This is a genomic window from Pseudomonas sp. P1.8 (genome assembly GCF_001269805.1).
Taxonomy (GTDB): Bacteria; Pseudomonadota; Gammaproteobacteria; order Pseudomonadales; family Pseudomonadaceae; genus Aquipseudomonas.
The window spans coordinates 348,605-366,342 of the sequence record NZ_LHVM01000013.1 but is presented as its reverse complement, the minus strand read 5'-3'; the positions used below and the strand labels follow the sequence as shown (position 1 = coordinate 366,342).

Sequence of the window (17,738 nt, the reverse complement as noted above, 5' to 3'; positions counted from 1 at the left end):
CGCATGGGCGGCGCATGGCTCGAGGGCCTCTTCGCTGGCAAGCCAGCTCCTACAGGGGATCTCCATCGTTCCCGGCATTACGCCTGCCACCACCGCTCGATCACCCGCAGCCCATCCAGTTCGCCATAGGGCGCGGTCTGTGCGCCGTGAGCCACCTTGTTCGAGCGCGCCGCCACGGAGCTTGCAAACAACGGCACAATCGCCCCGCCTTCGTCCCGGCACAGTGCCTGCATTTCGTTGTACATCTCCCGCCGCAGCGGGTCGTTCATCTCGCCCCTGGCAGCGTTGAGCAGTTGGTTGAAACGCGTGTTGTCCCAGTGGGTTTCGTTCCACGCCGCGCCTTTGGCGTAACCGATGCTGAACATGCGATCGGCGGTCAGGCTGCTGTACCAGAACGAAGTGGTGAACGGCTGCTTCATCCATACGTTGGAGAAGAAACCATCGGCCGGTTCGCGCACCACGTCGATGTCAATCCCCGCTGCACGGGCCTGCTCCTTGAACAACACCGAGGCATCCACCGCGCCGGTATACGCCGCATCGGAGGCTTGCAGGCGGACCTTGAGCGAATCCAGCCCGGCCTTTTTCAGGTGGAAACGCGACTTGTCCGGATCGTAGGTCCGTTGCTCCAGCGCGGTATTGATGAAGCGGCTGCCGGGCTGGATCGGATGGTCGTTGCCCACCAGGCCATAGCCGTACAGCACTGACGCCAGCAGGGTTTCGCGGTTGATCGCGTACTTCATCGCCAGGCGCACGTCGTTGTTCTGGAACACCTGGCTGTCGGTGAGCATCGGGAAGGTGTAGTGCTGGGCGCCTTTGGTTTCTTCGATGAACAGGTTCGGGTTGCGCTTGAGCAACGCCACGGTTTTCAGGTCGACCTTGTTGATCACGTCCACTTGCCCGGTGACCAGCGCATTGACCCGTGCCGCGCCGTCGGAGATGGCCAGCAGCTCGGCGCCGGCAAAGTGCGCCCGACCTGGTTTCCAGTAGTCCGGGTTGCGCTCCAGGGTCATGCGCACGCCGGGCTCGAAGTCCTTGAGGCGATAACCACCGGTGCCGGCGCCGGTCTGCCAATCTGCAACACCATCTTTGCTCGGCATGATCGCCAGATGGTAATCGGCGACCACATACGAGAAATCAGCGTTGCCCGAGTGCAGCTCGAACACCACGCTGTCGCTGCCATTGGCGCTGACCTTGGCGACATCGCCGAGTACAGTCTTGGCCGCCGAGGTGGACTTCTCGCCGAGGTGATGCTGGATTGACGCCGCCACATCAGCCGCGTCTAGCGCCTTGCCGTTGTGGAACGTGACGCCTTGGCGAATCTTGAAGGTCCAGATGCGAGCGTCGGGGGTAGAGGTCCAGCTCTCGGCCAGTTCGGGGATTGCCGTGCCGTCGACATCGATTTCGGTCAGGGTGTTGTAGACCGCCGAGAAGCCGACGAAGGTGAAGGTATCAGCCCAGGAACCCGGATCTTTAGAGTCAGTGGTGCTGCCTCCGGCCAGTCCCAGACGCAGGACACCGCCAGGCTTTGGTGTGGCCTCTTCGGCAAAAGCGCCAAACGGCAAACCCATGGAGAACGCACCCGCCATTGTTGCGGCAGCTGCGCTGTACTTTAAAAAGTCGCGTCGCGGAAAACTGAATTCATGGTTCGCTTGAGTAATCTTGTTTTTGTTATCGCTCATTGCACTGCCCCTGATCAAAAAGCTAATGAATTACCGGTTCAAAAACACGCAAGACATCGGGCCAGGGCCCGGTGCGAAAATCAGTTGATGGGCCAACGGTCACACCTGAATCGCCTTCACTTCGACGAACTCGTTCAGCCCCTCCTCACCCCATTCACGGCCATTGCCTGACTGTTTGTAGCCGCCGAACGGCGCGTGATAATTGAAGGCCGCGCCATTGAGGAAGCACTGGCCGGCACGCAGTTGGCGGCCCAACTGCAAGGCACGCTCCGGGCTGCCGGCCCAGACGCCACTGGAAAGACCGAACGGCGAGTCGTTGGCGATCTGGATCGCCTGCGCCTCATCGTTGTAGGGAATCAGGCACAACACCGGGCCGAAGATTTCTTCCTGGGCGATGCGCATGCGGTTGTCGACATCGGCGAACAGCGTCGGGCTGACATAGAAGCCGCGTTCAAACGCTGGCGCAGCATCGCCACCGCACAACAGCCGCGCCCCTTCCTGTTGGCCGACCTTGATGTAATCAAGCACGGTGCGTTTTTGTCCTGCCGAACACATCGGGCCGAGGAAGCTCTGTGGGTCGAGGGGATCGCCCATGCGCAAGCTGACGGTTTCTTCGAACGCCAGCTCCACGGCTTCGGCATAACGACTGGCCGGCAACAGCATGCGGGTCAGCGCGGTGCAGGTCTGGCCGGAGTTGATCATTACGTCCTGCACGCCATAGCGCACCGCCGCCGCCAGATCGCCATCCTCGGCGATCAGCAGCGGTGACTTGCCGCCCAGTTCCAGGCACACGCGTTTCACCGAAGGCGCCGCCGCTTGCGCGACCCGCACGCCTGCGCCCGTGGAGCCGGTGAACGACACCATGTCCACGTCCGGATGTTTGGCCAAGGCTTCGCCGACTTTCGAACCCGGCCCGCTGACCAGGTTGAACACACCGGCAGGCAGACCGACGTCTTCGATCATCTGAGCCAGCAGGAACGCGTGCAGCGGCGTTTCCTGGCTCGGCTTGACCACCACCGTGCAACCGGCGGCGAGTGCCGGGGCCAGTTTGCCAATCAACTGATGCAGCGGGTAATTCCACGGATTGATGAACGCGCACACGCCCACCGCCTCGCGGATCACCAGCGAATTGCCGATTTCGCGCACTTCGTCCATGAGATGAGCCAGTTCGACGTACTGCTCAAGGCCGGTGATCGGTCCATCGACCTGCACCGAACGGCACCACTGCACCGGCATGCCCAATTCGGTGGTGATGACCGCGGCCATTTCATCGGCACGATTGCGCAGTTGTTCGGCCAATGCACGGATGTAACCGGCACGCACGCTGGACGGTGTGCGCGACCAGGACGGGAAGGCTCGATGTGCAGCCGCCACGGCGTTTTCGACGTCGAGTTCATTACCCTGCGGGACGCTGCCGCAAACTTGCCCGGTGGCCGGATTGATCACCTCGGCGACACCCTGCCCCGACGGTTTTTGCCAGCGGCCATCGATAAACAGTGCCTTGTGATTAAGCATCAACCAACGCCTCCATCAGTTCTTCCGCACAACGTGCAATGCGCTGGCAGGCATCGCGCAGCGGTTCGGCGCTGACCACCAGGCCGAGGCGAATGTGCCCCGCCGCACTCGGACCAAAGGCCTCGCCCGCCAATACCGATACGCCGTGACGATCCAGCAACCGGTCGGCAAACGCTTGGGCACTGAGCCCGGTTTCGCGGATATCGACCATCACGAACATTCCGCCATCGGGCTTCAACGCCCGAATCCCTGGGCAATCGGCCAGGCTGTCGCACACCAGATCGCGACGCTGGCGATAGGCTTCACGCATGGTTTCCAGTTCTGGCAGGTTGTTTTCCAGCGCAATGACGGCAGCGTCCTGAATGAAATCCGGCGAACCGTAGAGCATGCACAACGCGAGGTTTTCCAGGTGAGCCGCGAGGGACGGCGGCGCCACCACCCAGCCGACGCGCCAGCCGGTCATGGCGTGGGATTTCGACAGGCTGTTGAGGGTCGCGGTGCGCTCGGCCATGCCCGGCAGGCTCGCCGGACTCACGTGTTCGCCTTCAAACAGCAGTTCGCTGTAGACCTCATCGGAAATCAGCCACAGGTCGTGGCCGATGCACAGTTCGGCCAAGGCTTGCCAGGTGCTGCGCGGCAGGCTCGCACCGGACGGATTGTGCGGGCTGTTCAAGGCCAACGCCCGGGTGCGTGGAGTGATGCGCGCCGCGACGTCTTCGGGCAACACGCGAAAACCGTTTTCAGAACGCACCGGCACCGGTACCACCACCGCGCCGCAAGCACCGAACACCGCTTCATAGGTGACGTACATCGGCTCGGCGACAATCACTTCGTCGCCCGGATTCAACACGCACTGAGCGACGCTGAACAGCGCACATTGCGCCCCGGCCAGCACCGTGACCTGATCAGCCGAAACGGCCTGGCCGCTGCGGTGGTGGTGACGTTTGGCGATGGCTTCACGCAGGGCGCGCTTGCCGCGCACTTCGGCATAGTGGGTGTTTCCATTGAGCAGGCTGTCGATGGCGCCCTGCACGATCGGTTGCGGCGTATCGAAATCCGGATCGCCCACGGACAACAGCAGAATGTCTTCACCCTGTTCGCGCAGTGCGAGTGCGCGGTAATGGATATCCCACGCGGCAGCACCGTCACCGGCGATGCGTTGAGTCAGATCGGAAAAGCGCATGGCTTCATCCCCTTTAAATGCAGATCAATGCGCACAGGCATGCTTGAGTTCGATCAGCGTGACGCCGTTGCGCTTGAAGCCGTGACGCAAGTCGGTTTGCAACTCGGCCAGGCTTTGCGGCTGGGTCACGGTGCAACCGAAGGCACGCGCCAGGGCGGCAAAATCCGGGTTGCGCGGCAATACGCCAATGGGTTCGATGTCCAGGCCGAGCATGTCGTCGCGGATCTGCCCCAAGGCGTCGTTGTTCCACAGCAGCACCACCAGCGGGCTGTCCAGTTCTTCAACCGCCGTGGCCAGTTCCTGGGCGGTGTAGAGGAACCCGCCGTCGCCCACCAGCACCAGACCCGGTCGTTGCGGTGCGCCGAACTTGGCGCCGATGCCCGCCGGCAGGCCGTACCCCAACGTGCCGTAGCCGGTCGGGTGCAACCAGCTGCGGATGGCCAGGCTGTCAAAGGCGTAGTTGCCCGTATACGCAAGCTGGGTCATGTCGGTGCTGATGAACGCGTTGTCCGGCAGCTCGGCGGCGATGCGGTCGAGAATCGACTGATGGATCGACTGCAAAGGACCATGGCTGGCCTTGACCGCTTCGCGCAGGGCGGCGACCGAGGCAATCGCGGCACTGGCGTCGCGCACCCCGGACGGCAGGCGCTCGAGCAAACCACTGAGGGTTTGTTGTGCATCGCCATGCAAGGCAACCGCGCACAGATAAAAGTCGTTGAATTTGCGCGGGTCGATGTCGACGCGCAGCAGTTCGGCGTTGAGTGGCAGGCGCTCGCGCCAGTAGTCGGTGTCGGCCATTTCGGTGCCGACCGCCAGCACCACGTCGGCCTCGGCGATCAGGTTCCAGCCCGGCTCGACGCACAGGGATGAACCGGCGTTCAACGGTGCATCCGGTGGCAACAGGCCTTTGCCGGCGACGCTGGTGAACAGGGGCGCGGCGAGCCGGGTGCTGATTTGTTGCAGCTCAGAAGTGGCATTGAGCGCACCACCACCGGCGATGATCATCGGACGTTTTGCGCCATTGAGTTTGGCAACGGCCTCATCCAGTGCACTGGCGCAAGCCGGACCGCGACCCGGGCGACGCACGACTTCATTGCTCCAGTCACGGGCAATCGGCGCCGACAACACGTCCAGCGGCACCGAAATGTGCACCGGGCGCGGACGCTCGCTGTCGAACACCGCGTAGGCACGGGCGATCAGTTCCGGCAGGTCTTCAGCGATCAGTGCCACCGCCGAGAACGCTGTGATCGGCGCAGTCATCGCACGCTGATCCTGACACTCGTGCAGGCTGCCCCAACCCTTGCCCAGACTGGCGCTGTGGTTGACGCTGGAAATCACCAGCATCGGAATCGAGTCGGCGTAGGCCTGGCCGATACCGGTGGCGGCGTTGGTCACGCCGGGGCCGGTGATGACAAAGCACACACCGGGCTTGCCGCTGACCCGCGCATAACCGTCGGCCATGAAACTGGCACCCTGTTCATGGCGGGTCAACACATGGCGAATGCCGCTGCCGGGCAACCCGCGATACAGCTCCAGGGTGTGCACACCGGGAATGCCGAACACGGTGTCGACGCCGTAATTGGCCAGCAGGCGCACCAGCGCCTGGCCACCGGTCAAGGTTTTGCTTTGCATAATAATGTCCTCACTCTTGGCCGAGGCGAATCAACGCATCGACCGCCGTCGTGCCCTGGGCACCGACCAACAATGGGTTCACATCGAGTTCCAGCAGTTGCGCGGCGTTCTCACAGGCGTAATCGGCGACCGCGCAAATCGCAGCGACCAACGCCTCCAGATCGGCCGATTCGCGCCCCCGGAAACCTTGCAGCAACGGAGCACTGCGCAGGCTCAGCACGGCATTGCGGATGGCGCCGTCGTTGGTCGGCAGCAACAGGCTGCGACTGTCCTTGAGCAACTCGACCAGAATGCCGCCCGCGCCAATCACCAGCGCCAGACCAAAATCGTTTTCGCGTTTGATCCCGACGATGAGTTCTGCCAGTGGCGGTTTGGCCATCGGCTCCAGCAATAGTTGATCGAACGGCACACCCGGCGCGTAGGCCGCGATGCTGGTATGCATTTTTTCAAGTGCAGCGCTCAATGCCGCGCCGTCCTTGAGGTTCAGTGCCACGGCACCGGCCTCGGTTTTATGCGGCAACTGCGCGCTGACGGCTTTCACCACCAGCGGATAACCCAGCGTTTGGGCATCTGTCAGCGCGTTTTGCGGGGTGCTCAAAACACCGTTCGGCGTTGGCAAGCCAAAGGCGCTTAACGCCTGTTTGGAATCCCATTCATTGAGCAAGCGTCCCTCGCCTGCAAGCGCTTGCGGGCACAACGGCACCAGCGCCGACTCACCCAGTGCCAACAACGCCTGACGATTACGCTGATAACCGGCGATGCGGCCCCACGCGGCCAATCCGTCCTCAACGCCCTGTAACGCCGCAACACCTTGCGCATGCAGACGCTCACGGGCATGGGCCGGCAGCAACTCAGGAAACGCCGAGGTGACAAAACCGCTCTTGCCGTGACGCTGTAGCGCCGCGCAGTACAGTTCCAGCAGCAAGTCGCATTCCTTGCGCTCACCGGTGTACTCGGATGGGTAGTCGAGCACCAGCATCGCTGCATCGGCTTCGGTGCGCAATGCGCTGTCGAGCATGCGGTTCAACGCCTCGCCATCACCCCAGATTGCCGTGGTGAAATCCAGCGGGTTGACCAGGTTGGCGTAGGTCGGCAGCACCTGCGCGAGTTCACCGACCTGCCCTTGATCGAGTTTCGGCAGGCTCAGGTCGTTGCGTTCGGCGTAGTCGGCAATCAGCCCGGCATCGCCGCCGGAACAGGCGAGCGCGATCAGGCTGTTGCCCGCCGGCAGGTTGCCGCACGCCGCCGCTTTCAGGGTTTCGACAAAACTCACCGGACCGCTGACGCGAATCACCCCGAGGCGGTCGAACAGCGCGTCATACAACGCATCGGAGCCAGACAGCGAGCTGGTGTGACTCAGGGCCAGTTCGGCACCGATCTGCGACACGCCGGTTTTCAGCGCGATAATCGGGATGCCCTTTTCCAATGCCTTGTGCGCGGCGCGGGCGAAACCCGGCACGTTCTTCAGGCCTTCAAGGTGCAGGCCGATGGCGGTGACGCGCGGCTCGTCGAGCAACACGTCCATCAGTTCAGCGACACCCAGTTGCGCCTGATTGCCCACCGAGGCCATGTAGGCCACCGGCAGCGAGCGGTCGCTCATCGACAGGTTGTAGGCGAAGTTGCCGCTCTGGGTCAGCACCGCCACGCCCTTCTCTACCGCTTTGCCGCCGTGGGCCACCGGCCACAGCGCAGAGCTGTGCAGGTAGTCGAGCAGGCCGTAGCAGTTGGGACCGAGCAAGGCCATCTCGCCAGCAGCTTCGAGCAATCGTTGTTGCAGGGCCTGACCTTCAGAGCCGGTTTCGGCGAAGCCCGAGGCGTAGCAGATCGCACCGCCTGCACCGATGGCCGCCAGTTCGGCCACACAGGTCAGGGTCAGCTCGCGGTTGGTGGCGATGAACACCGCATCCGGCCCGCTCGGCAGCTCGGCGATGCTGCGCACGCAGGGCACGCCTTCGAGGCTGTCGTGCTGCGGATTGACCAGCCACATCTGTCCCTGGTATCCACCCTCGGCGCAGCGCTTGAGCGCACGGGCCATGCTGCGGCCGCCGACATACGCCACGTGTTGTGGCGCGAGCATGCGTTTGAGGTTGTCACGAATGGTTTGCGACATGGGAGTTCTCCGGGCCGGTCAGCGCAGCAGTGGCCGCAGCAATTCGCGGGAAATGATGTGGCGCTGGATTTCCGACGTACCTTCCCAGATCCTTTCGATTCGTGCGTTGCGCCAGATGCGCTCCACCGGGCCTTCGTCCATCAGGCCCATGCCGCCGAAAATCTGCACCGCTTCGTCGGCGGCGCGCCCGAGCACTTCACTGGCAAACAGCTTGGCCATGCCCGCCTCGCCATCGGTCATGCTGCCCTGGTCCATTTTCCAGGCGGTGTGCAGGGTCAACAGTTCGGCGGCGCGTATTTGCGTGGCCATGTCAGCCAATTTGAACGACACGCCTTGATAGATGCCGATTGGCTGGCCGAATTGCTTGCGGTCCGCCGCCCATTGCAGCGACACGTCCAGTGCCCGCTGGGCCTGACCGACGCAGTTGGCCGCGACCATCACGCGCCCGGCGGTCAGCCAGGCGTTGGCCACGTCCCAACCCTTGCCGACTTCGCCCAGCACTTTGCTGGCCGGTACGCGGCAGTCGTCGAAGAACATTTCGAAGGTGTGGTATCCACGGTTGCTCACACACTTGGGCCCACGGCGGATGGTCATGCCCGGGGTATTGCGGTCGACCAGGAATGAGGTCACCGCGTTGCGCTTCTTGCCGTTGTGCTCGTAGGTGTCGGTCACGGCGAAAACGATGGCGAAGTCGGCATGGCCAGCGTGGCTGATGAAGTGCTTACTGCCGTTGAGGATGTAGTCGTCACCCTCACGCACGGCGCGGGTCTTGATCGCGTTGGCGTCAGAACCGGCGCCCGGTTCGGTCAGGGCGAAACAGTCGACTTTCTCACCCTGGATGCACGGCAACAGGTAGTCGTTGATTTGGTCGCCGGTACAGGCCATGAGGATTTTCGATGGCCGAGCCACGAACACGTGCAGTGCCCAGGAGACCTTGGACAGCTCACGCTCGATCAGCGCCTGGGACAGGTAATCCAGACCGCCACCACCCACTTCTTCGGGCATGTTGAACGCATAGAAACCGGCGGCAATCGCCTTGCCGCGAATCTGTGCCGCCAGCTGCGGGGAAACCTCGTCGGCACGGTCTACTTCGGTTTCATAAGGCAGCAGTTCTTTCTCGACGAAGCTGCGTACCGAGTCCACCAACATTTCTTGTTCTTGGGTCAGTTGGAAATTCATGGTGCTACCTGTTGTTCATTAACGGCGAAATGGGGAGATGCTAAAAGGCTTCGCTGGCAAGCCAGCGCCTACAGATCGGTGTGCATGCGGATTAGCGACCGATAAAAGTTGGCGGGCGTTTTTCCATGGCGGCGCGCAGGGCTTCAGTGCCGTCTTCGCTGCGACCGCACAGCAGGCCGGCAGCGAGCTCGGCTTGCAGTTGTTCAGGCAGACTGCGTTCGGCACCTTCACGCATGAGTTTTTTGGTCTGGGCGAAGGCGAAGGTCGGGCCGCTGGCCAGGCGTGCGGCGAGTTCACTGGCGACGGTCAGCAGTTGTTCGTCGGCGCAGACTTCGCTCACCAGTCCGGTATTCAAGGCACGGTCGGCGCCCCACAATTCGTCGAGGAACAACAGGCGCTTGGCCTGTTCGCTGCCGATCAGTCGCGGCAGGTGCCAGCTGGCTCCAGCGTCCGGTGAGTACGCCATGCTGGTGTAACCGGCCTTGAAACGAGCCGATTGACCGGCGATGCGCAAGTCGCAGCACAGGGTCAGGTCCATCCCGGCGCCGACAGCGGTGCCGTTGATGGCGGCGATGGTGGGTTTTTCCAGGCTGTGCAGGCGGGTCATCAGGGCGTGGGCGGTTTCGGTCCAGCCGTAGGTTTCCAGCGCGCCCCGGGCTTCGGCATCGGCCCATTCATCAAGGTCGGCACCGGCGCAGAAGCTGCGGCCGCTGCCAGTCAATACGACGACACGCACGGCCGGATCGGCATTGAATTCTTCCAGCAGGGCATGCAGGTTTTTCAGGGTCGGGATGTCGAGCGCATTGCGCTGGGCAGTGCGATTAAGGGTGATCAAGGCAACGCCTGCTTCGACCTGGCTGAGCAGTGACGATTGAGTAGTCATGGGAGTCCTCGAATTATTGTGATTGGTCTGAGGTGACGCGACTTGAGGCCATACTAAACGAGTGTTCAGTAAGGCGGCAATTGGTGAAGAGATGACCTGTAACGATCTTCTACAATCGTTAACACATTGGTTTTATTGGCTTATTTGTTGATTTTCAGGGTTAGGCCAGTGCCGCTGTTACAACTTCGAACAACTGGCAACAACGTATTGCGGGGAAACACCGATAACGCAAAACCTGTAGGAGCCGGCTTGCTGGCGATGACAGCCTCACATTCAACATCGCGGTTGACTGGTGCGCTGCTATCGCCAGCAAGCCGGCTCCTGCAGGAACATATGCGCCAGCAAGTCGGCTCTTACAGGGATCAAGCCGTCGGCAAGCTCGGTGCCAACACACCCTGGCGTTTGCGATGAATCAGGAAGTACGCGCCATAACACAGCGCAATAAACCCAAAGCCCCAATACAACGACGGCCGCTGGGTTTCATCCAGCGCCAGGAATACGAACAGTGAGCAGCACAGCGTGATGCACATCAGCGGCAACACCGGGAACCACGGTGCGCGGTATTTCAGGTCGCTGAGTTTGCCGCCCTCACGCAGGTAGGCCTTGCGGAACTTGTACTGCGCCAGCGCGATGACAATCCAGGTCACGGTGCCGGACATCCCGCTCACCGCCATCAGCACCATGAACAAGGTGTCAGCGGCGACGAAACTGGTCATCAACGACACCAGCGCAAAGCACAGCGTGATGCTCAAGGCCCGCAGTGGAACGCCACGCTTGCTCAGCGGTGACAGGCTTTTGGGCGCCATGCCGGTTTTCGACATCGCCCACAGAATCCGCGTCGAGGCATACAGCCCGGAGTTGCCCACCGACAAGATCGCCGTGAGGATCACGAAGTTCATCAGGTCCGCAGCGTAAGGAATGCCGACCATGTCGAACACCTGCACGAACGGACTTTCCATCAACCCCGCCTGCTGCCAAGGGACGATGGCCGACAGCACGATGATCGCCAGCACATAGAAAATCAGCACGCGAAACACCACGTTGCGCACGGCGCGGGGAATGCTCTTCTCCGGCTGATCGGTTTCGCCAGCGGCCACACCCATGATCTCGCAACCCTGGAACGCGTAGACCACGGTCATCATGACGGCGAACACAGCGGACAAGCCGTTGGGGAACAACGAGTCGCCAATCAGGTTGGTCGCCATCGGCGCCGGTGCGCCACTGCTCAGGGGCATCACACCGAAGATCACCAGCACGCCGACTACGATGAACCCGAGAATCGCCGCCACCTTGATCCCCGAGAACCAGTATTCCGCTTCACCGAACGCACGGGTGGCCATGGCATTGATGCCGAACAACACCACCACGAACAGCGCCGACCAGTACCAGATCGGGATCGTCGGGAACCAGCGCGTCATCAGCATGCCGGCGGCGGTGAATTCCAGGCCGACGGTGGTGGCCCAACTCATCCAGTACACCCAGCCGATCATGAAACCGGTGGCCGGGCCGATGTATTTCGTCGCGTGCGTCTGGAAGGAACCCGACACTGGCATCTGTACCGACAGTTCGCCGAGACAGACCATCACCAGATACATCAGGAAACCCGCCACGAGGTAAGCCAGAATCGCCCCCACCGGTCCGCCCTGGTTGATGGTCACGCCCGAGCCCATGAACAGGCCGGTGCCAATCACGCCACCCAGGGACAACATGAATATGTGCCGGCTTTTCAAGGCGCGGGTGAGCTGGATGCCTTTGCGATCAGTGTTGTCGTTCATTTCGGCACCTCAGCAGTCAGTGAGGTGCGCAGCGCGTGACAGGAGGTCACGGCGCAGGGAGGAAGCAGCTTTACGGCATTTCATTATTATTATCTCCAATAAGCTTCGAAGACCGCGCTGCGGCGGTTGCGTCGATTATTGGAAAGCGATGTAAGTTTGCGTTGACCGTAAAGATCGAAGTTGTAGAAAGTCGTAACAAACTTGTACGTCAGCGCTGCAACAGGGCTTCCAGAGCCTTCAGCGCGTGCTGCATCTGCTGGTGGACACGCGGTGCCAACGCTTCGATGGACGATTGATTGTTGGCCAGCGCCGCTTCTTCCAGTGCCCGCAGCGCCGAGGCCAAGGCACGAAATCCCAGCGAGTCACTGCTGCCCGCCAGTCGATGAGCCTGATGGGCGACTTCAGTACAGTCATCCGCCGCGATAGCGTCCTCCAGTGCTTCGCGATGCTGGACAATCGAGCTACGCAATACCCCAAGCAGTCCCTGGACCTTTTGCTCACCGAGCAAGGTGCGATGGGTTTGTATCAGCGGCCAGTCAATGACCTCGCCGTCCGGCACAGGCGTGGCGACTGGCGCTTGCCCTTGCAACACCTGACGCAGGTTTTCCAGCTTCAGCGGTTTGGCCAGGATGCCGTCCATGCCCGCCTCCAGATAACCACGCACCACCGCCGGTTGCACGCTGGCCGTCAGAGCGAAAATGCGGGTATGACGGTTAGGTCCTTCACAGTGGCGAACCCGCTTGCACAACTCGACGCCGCTGATCCCCGGCAAATGCACGTCGAGCAACAGCAGATCGAATCTCCGGGCGGCGCATTCAAGCACTGCCTGTTCCGCGTCTTCGGCCAGCCATACCTGATGGCCATCCCGTTGCAAAAGGCCCTTGACCACCTCGCGGTTGAGCGCCACGTCTTCGACCACCAGAATGTCCAGCGCCGGCCCGACTGCGCGAACCGGCAGCACTTTTTCGACACGGCTGGCCGGTTGCAACGTCAGCTCGAACCAGAAACAACTACCACGACCGACCTCGCTGTCGACCCCGATAATGCCACCCATCTGTTCCACCAGGTGTTTACAGATCGCCAGGCCCAATCCGGTGCCGCCAAAGCGCTGGGCCACTTCTTCGCTGGCCTGGGTGAATCGCTCGAAGATTTTCGTCTGCACGGAGGACGCGATGCCGATGCCGTTGTCGGTGACACTGATGCGCAATCTTTGCTCGGGTGCTTGATTGAGCAGCGCCACCTCGACACTGACCTCGCCACCTTCGGTGAACTTGATCGCGTTGGCCAGCAGGTTGCTCAACACTTGCCGCAAAAACTGCTCGGCACCCTGATGGTGCTCGGCGACCTGCGGGTCTATTCGGTGCAGCAGCAAGGTGTCGTTGCTCAGAGCGCGTGGTTCGAGCAGCGTCAGTACTTCATCCAGGAGCTGTCGAAAGGAGAAAACCACCGGTTCGGGATGGCTGACACCCTCCTCCAGCTTCGCGAAATACAGCACCTCATTGAGGATAGTCAGCAACCCTTCGCCAGCCTTGTGCAAGGCATCGAGGCGTTTGCCGTCCTGCTCGTCCAGACGCGCACCGCGCAACAGTTCGGCCATGCCGAGGATGCCGTTGAGCGGCGTGCGCAGTTCATGGCTCATGGTTGCCAGGAATCGCGATTTGGCGAGGTTGGCCGCTTCAGCTTCGTCCTTGGCGCGCATCAGGCTGGCGGTGCGGCGCTCGACCATCTTCAGCAATTGATCACGGTTGTCCTGCAAGGCCAGGCGATCGGTTTCCCGGCGCTCGATATCCCGCAGGATCGAGCGGCGCATGTCGTCAAGAGCCTGGGCCACGGTGTCGATTTCATCACTGCCGCGACGCTTGTCCAGATTCAACGGTTCTTGCCAGTCGCCGGCGGCGATGCTTCGGGCAAACTCGGCCATGACTTTCAGGTGGCGGGTGACCAGCCGATAAAACAACCCGGACAACGCCACCGCGAGGCCGCACAGGAATACGGCCATCCACAACAGACTGGTCAAACCGGTGGCGAACAGACGCTGATACACCGCGCCCAGATCGGTGCTGACTTCCAGTTCGCCGAGGTTGCGCAAGGGACCGGAGGGCGGCTGATAATCCAGGGCGAACCGCTCGATGCGCAACGGCCCGACGGGCTCCAGGTTACCTTGCACCAGATCGAAGTCGGGGCTGCTCAGATGCACCCGAGCCACGTCGGAAAAGTCCACCAACCCGCGCAACTGCACGTTCAGTTGCTCCTGATTCAAGTCCCAGAGACTGCGTTCCAGACTGGCCAGATACCCGGCACGAATCAGCTCCATACGCGAATCGATGTCGCGCATTTCCCGTCGATACTCGATGTACAGCTGCACGCTGCTGGCCAGCACGGTGAAGCACAGGCTGAACAACAGGATGAACAGCAACAGGCGTCGCAGCAGTCCACCGGGCCGGGCGCGAATCATTGCGCGTGCGCCGGCAGGTTGATCATGTCGCGGTAAGTCACCTCACTTTCATTCAACCAGCGCTCGATATCACCGGCATCGACCATGCGCTGCAACTGCTCGTTGATTTGCGGCATGTGAATGGCCAGAGGAGATTTGCGCGAGACGGCAACCCGCAGGTAGTCAACGCTCAAGGCTTTGGGCAACGCGACAATGTCTTGGGCACCGGGCAGGTTTTCCACATACAGCTGCCCGGTCCGGCGCTCCTGGGTGATGAAGTCGATGCGCCCGCGAATCAACTTGCCAAAGTTCTGACGGCTGTCGGAGACCCATTCGATGTTGTTGTGTCGAGCCGCCATGCGATCGAATTCCACACCATAGCTCTCGCCGAACAACAGGCCGCCGCGATAGTGCGCCAGGTCGTCCAGTTCCTCGAACGTCACGGGGTGCCGGCGATTGATGAACAAGGCCACTTCTTCGCGCAGTACCGGCACCGTGGAGAACAGCATGCTTTGCTCCCGTTGTGCGGTGCTGTAGGCCAGCACCACATCGACCCGGCCTTCGGCGGCGTCGAGCAGGCAGCGTTTCCAGTTACCCAGCACCACGACTTCAACGTCGTATCCCATTCGGCCGAAGAGGTTTTTCACCACGCTGGGCGCCAGGCCTCGAACGTGTTTGCCGTCACTCCAGGAAATCGGCGGGTACACCGGATAATCGCAATAGCGCACCGTTTCGTTCGCCAGGGCATTGCCCGACACCAGCACTGACAGCAGCCACAGCCACCGCTTCATGAAGATCAGGCTGCCACGCCAGCGGTGAACAGGTAGCCGGCGCCGTGGATGGTGATGATCAATTGTGGCTCCGACGGATCGTCATGCAACTTGCGGCGCAAGCGTCCGACCAGTACATCGATGGAGCGGTCGTTCGGCACCCATTCGCGGTTGCGGATCTGATCCATCAACTGGTCGCGGCTGAGGGTGTGACCGCTGTTGCGCAGAAAGACGCTGAGCAACTGGAATTCGCCGTGGGTCAGCAGGGTTTCGCTACCGGTGGGGTCGATCAGCCGGCGGCGGTCGGTGTCCAGCGCCCAGTCGGCGAACTGTTTGACCGGTTTGACGACGGCGGCAACTGCGTGTGGTACCTGTGCATGGCGCACCCGGCGAATCAGGTTTTTCGCCCGGGACACCAGCTCACGCGGATTGAGCGGTTTGATCACGTAGTCATCGGCGCCGCATTCGAGGCCGACAATGCGGTCGATTTCGTCGTTGCGCCCGGTGATCAGAATGATCCCGACTTCCGAGCGGACCCGCAGTTCGCGGGTCAGGGTCAGGCCGTCTTTGCCCGGCAGGCGGATGTCGAGCATCACCAGGTCGACGCTCTGGCTGGCGAGGAACGTTTCTGCCAGCTCGGCGGTGGCCGCGCAATGCACGTCGTAGCCTTCCTGGGACAGGTAGGCGTGCAGCAAATCGCGAATCAGCGGATCGTCATCGACGATCAATACCCGAGGAGTCATTGCCGGTGTCCTGCTTGTTTCTTATTAGAGGGGTGCTGCATCAGCGCCAAAGAGTAGCCACTGCTGAACAAGTGATCAACAGCTACTCGTCTGCCCGCAAAAGCGCTGACGTCCACCCGCCTGCAAACCGTCGACCCAGGCTTCGCATATCTGGATGCCCTGCTCCGGGGTAAAGGTGCCGGGATTGAGCCCCGACTCCAGCCATAAACCGTCAAGCAAGGCACTGAGGCTGATGGCGGCGAGGTCCGCGTCGAAGTTTTCCCAGCCCTCCTCCTGCGCCAGTTCCGTCAGCACCTTGCGCAGGATGCCGCGGTACTCACCGTAGGAATGGTCGTGGGCCTGGTTGATCGCTTCGGCGGTTTTCACCGCTCCCCAGAATGCAAGCCAGGCATCGATCAGCTGCGGATCGAGCAATTCGGCGGAAAACGAACCGCGAAAAAACGCCGACAAACGCTCCCGGGCATTGGGCGCGGCTTGCTCCATGGCGTCGCGCAACAAGGTCATCACACGCCCGGTGATCGCCATGTAAGCCTCGGCCACCAGTTCGTCCTTACCGGAGTAGTGATGGCTGATCAGCCCGACCGACACCCCGGCCTCGGCGGAAATCTTGCGGATCGACGCGCCCTGGAAGCCATGGCGCTTGAGACACACCAGCGTCGCCTCGATCAGGTTGGCTTTGCGCAACTCCGGTTCCATGCGGGAAAAACGGGCTTCCTGATTCATGGGCGACACTCCTTGGGCTCAATCGGTGGACCCGCGTTTTTGCTGCGAGCTGAACGACTGTACAGCAAGAGCACGGGATGTCTCCAGTCGCTTTCCAGTCTTAGGGACCGCGGTGCCTGCTTCGCTGGCAAGCCAGCGCCTACAGGAACTCGGGGTGCCGCACCTTTTGCACCCGACACAATCCCTGTAGGAGCTGGCTTGCCAGCGAAAGCGTCAGCACCTGCAACACAGATTCCAGATCAGTCCCGATACCCCGGCGCCACCCGCTCCAGCAAACGCAACAACGCCGACCACGCCAATTGCATCGCATCCGAGTCAGTCAACTCACCTTCTTCCAAAGGCCGTCCTGGATCGTTGAACTGCCGCTCGGTATGCGCGCAGACCTCATCCGATGGCAATACAACTTCACCGGCCGCCATCGCCGCCAACTGAATTTCACAGGCCTTTTCCAGGTAATACATGCGCAAGAATGCCTGGCTCACCGTTTCGCCAACGGCCAGCAATCCATGGTTGCGCAGCATCAACACCGGCTTGTCGCCGATGTCCGCCACCAGCCGCTGCTGCTCACTCATGTCCAGCGCCACGCCTTCGTAATCGTGGTAAGCCACGCGGCCGTAGAACTCCATGGAAATCTGGTTTACCGGCAACAATCCGCACTTCAACGCGGCGACTGCGCAACCGGATTTGGTGTGGGTGTGCAGCACGCATTGCGCATCTTCACGGGCACCGTGGATCGCGCTGTGAATCACAAAACCGGCCGGGTTGACCGGGTATGGCGACGGCTCGACAGCGTGGCCATCAAGGTCGATTTTCACCAGGTTGGACGCGGTGATCTCATCGAACATCAGCCCGTAAGGGTTGATCAGAAAGTGATGCTCCGGCCCCGGAATGCGTACCGAGATGTGGGTGAAGATCAGGTCAGTCATGCGGTAATGCGCAATCAGGCGATAACACGCAGCCAGCTCTTCTCGCAGGCGCTGTTCAGTGGCGCTGCGCTGGGAGGCCAGGTGGGTGGCGATGGTGTTCATTCTTGTGGTCTCCAGGCTGATCGGCTGGGGCAGACAGTACGGCTGGACGCGGTTGTGCGTCCAGTTACAGATCGCCCTTGGGTT

Annotated in this window: 13 protein-coding genes; all 13 read right to left on the bottom strand. The window is 61.5% G+C overall.

Annotated features, from left to right (window positions below; all coding sequences use genetic code 11):
* Nucleotides 1–77: 77 nt before the first annotated feature.
* The 13 genes from AD668_RS12405 to AD668_RS12345 all read right to left on the bottom strand — a co-directional run bounded on the left by AD668_RS12405 (nt 78) and on the right by AD668_RS12345 (nt 17,654).
* A complete protein-coding gene (locus tag AD668_RS12405; protein ID WP_053159071.1) occupies nt 78–1,679 on the bottom strand; it encodes an ABC transporter substrate-binding protein in 1,602 nt (533 codons plus the stop codon).
* 99 nt (nt 1,680–1,778) lie between these two features.
* Nucleotides 1,779–3,194: an aldehyde dehydrogenase family protein gene (locus AD668_RS12400; RefSeq protein ID WP_053159069.1), complete on the bottom strand. Its 1,416-nt coding sequence runs from the start codon at nt 3,192–3,194 to the stop codon at nt 1,779–1,781.
* The gene (locus AD668_RS12395; protein ID WP_053159068.1) at nt 3,187–4,377 is read right to left on the bottom strand and encodes a pyridoxal phosphate-dependent aminotransferase; all 1,191 of its coding nucleotides are present in this window, start codon (nt 4,375–4,377) and stop codon (nt 3,187–3,189) included. Before AD668_RS12395 ends, AD668_RS12400 begins: the two co-directional genes overlap by 8 nt.
* 24 nt (nt 4,378–4,401) lie before the next feature.
* Nucleotides 4,402–6,009, bottom strand: coding sequence for a 5-guanidino-2-oxopentanoate decarboxylase (locus tag AD668_RS12390; RefSeq protein ID WP_053159066.1), 1,608 nt, complete (start codon nt 6,007–6,009; stop codon nt 4,402–4,404).
* Nucleotides 6,010–6,019: 10 nt separating this feature from the next.
* On the bottom strand, nt 6,020–8,119 hold the full coding sequence (locus tag AD668_RS12385) for an acetate--CoA ligase family protein (protein ID WP_053159064.1): 2,100 nt from the start codon (nt 8,117–8,119) through the stop codon (nt 6,020–6,022).
* Nucleotides 8,120–8,137: 18 nt separating this feature from the next.
* Nucleotides 8,138–9,298, bottom strand: a complete 1,161-nt coding sequence (locus tag AD668_RS12380; RefSeq protein ID WP_053159062.1) for an acyl-CoA dehydrogenase family protein — start codon at nt 9,296–9,298, stop codon at nt 8,138–8,140.
* 91 nt (nt 9,299–9,389) lie between these two features.
* Complete coding sequence (locus AD668_RS12375) at nt 9,390–10,181, bottom strand: enoyl-CoA hydratase/isomerase family protein (RefSeq protein WP_053159057.1); 792 nt, start codon at nt 10,179–10,181, stop codon at nt 9,390–9,392.
* Between the two features lie 362 nt (nt 10,182–10,543).
* The gene (locus AD668_RS12370) at nt 10,544–11,956 is read right to left on the bottom strand and encodes an amino acid permease (RefSeq protein WP_053159054.1); all 1,413 of its coding nucleotides are present in this window, start codon (nt 11,954–11,956) and stop codon (nt 10,544–10,546) included.
* Nucleotides 11,957–12,164: 208 nt separating this feature from the next.
* Nucleotides 12,165–14,411, bottom strand: a complete 2,247-nt coding sequence (locus AD668_RS12365) for an ATP-binding protein (RefSeq protein WP_053159052.1) — start codon at nt 14,409–14,411, stop codon at nt 12,165–12,167.
* On the bottom strand, nt 14,408–15,181 hold the full coding sequence (locus tag AD668_RS12360; protein WP_053159050.1) for an ABC transporter substrate-binding protein: 774 nt from the start codon (nt 15,179–15,181) through the stop codon (nt 14,408–14,410). Before AD668_RS12360 ends, AD668_RS12365 begins: the two co-directional genes overlap by 4 nt.
* A 5-nt stretch (nt 15,182–15,186) precedes the next feature.
* Nucleotides 15,187–15,903 carry a response regulator gene (locus tag AD668_RS12355; protein ID WP_053159048.1) on the bottom strand — a complete coding sequence of 239 codons (717 nt, stop codon included), beginning with the start codon at nt 15,901–15,903 and terminating at the stop codon, nt 15,187–15,189.
* Between the two features lie 75 nt (nt 15,904–15,978).
* A complete protein-coding gene (locus tag AD668_RS12350; protein WP_053159046.1) occupies nt 15,979–16,626 on the bottom strand; it encodes a TetR family transcriptional regulator C-terminal domain-containing protein in 648 nt (215 codons plus the stop codon).
* 239 nt (nt 16,627–16,865) lie between these two features.
* Nucleotides 16,866–17,654 carry a class II aldolase/adducin family protein gene (locus AD668_RS12345; RefSeq protein ID WP_053159044.1) on the bottom strand — a complete coding sequence of 263 codons (789 nt, stop codon included), beginning with the start codon at nt 17,652–17,654 and terminating at the stop codon, nt 16,866–16,868.
* Between the last annotated feature and the right edge of the window lie 84 nt (nt 17,655–17,738).

Coding starts and splice junctions, on each gene's coding strand:
- AD668_RS12350 (WP_053159046.1), bottom strand. CDS start 16,626: ATGAATCAGGAAGCCCGTTTTTCCCGCATGGAACCGGAGTTGCGCAAA.
- AD668_RS12360 (WP_053159050.1), bottom strand. CDS start 15,181: ATGAAGCGGTGGCTGTGGCTGCTGTCAGTGCTGGTGTCGGGCAATGCC.
- AD668_RS12390 (WP_053159066.1), bottom strand. CDS start 6,009: ATGCAAAGCAAAACCTTGACCGGTGGCCAGGCGCTGGTGCGCCTGCTG.
- AD668_RS12400 (WP_053159069.1), bottom strand. CDS start 3,194: ATGCTTAATCACAAGGCACTGTTTATCGATGGCCGCTGGCAAAAACCG.
- AD668_RS12395 (WP_053159068.1), bottom strand. CDS start 4,377: ATGCGCTTTTCCGATCTGACTCAACGCATCGCCGGTGACGGTGCTGCC.
- AD668_RS12405 (WP_053159071.1), bottom strand. CDS start 1,679: ATGAGCGATAACAAAAACAAGATTACTCAAGCGAACCATGAATTCAGT.
- AD668_RS12380 (WP_053159062.1), bottom strand. CDS start 9,298: ATGAATTTCCAACTGACCCAAGAACAAGAAATGTTGGTGGACTCGGTA.
- AD668_RS12385 (WP_053159064.1), bottom strand. CDS start 8,119: ATGTCGCAAACCATTCGTGACAACCTCAAACGCATGCTCGCGCCACAA.
- AD668_RS12375 (WP_053159057.1), bottom strand. CDS start 10,181: ATGACTACTCAATCGTCACTGCTCAGCCAGGTCGAAGCAGGCGTTGCC.
- AD668_RS12365 (WP_053159052.1), bottom strand. CDS start 14,411: ATGATTCGCGCCCGGCCCGGTGGACTGCTGCGACGCCTGTTGCTGTTC.
- AD668_RS12370 (WP_053159054.1), bottom strand. CDS start 11,956: ATGAACGACAACACTGATCGCAAAGGCATCCAGCTCACCCGCGCCTTG.
- AD668_RS12355 (WP_053159048.1), bottom strand. CDS start 15,903: ATGACTCCTCGGGTATTGATCGTCGATGACGATCCGCTGATTCGCGAT.
- AD668_RS12345 (WP_053159044.1), bottom strand. CDS start 17,654: ATGAACACCATCGCCACCCACCTGGCCTCCCAGCGCAGCGCCACTGAA.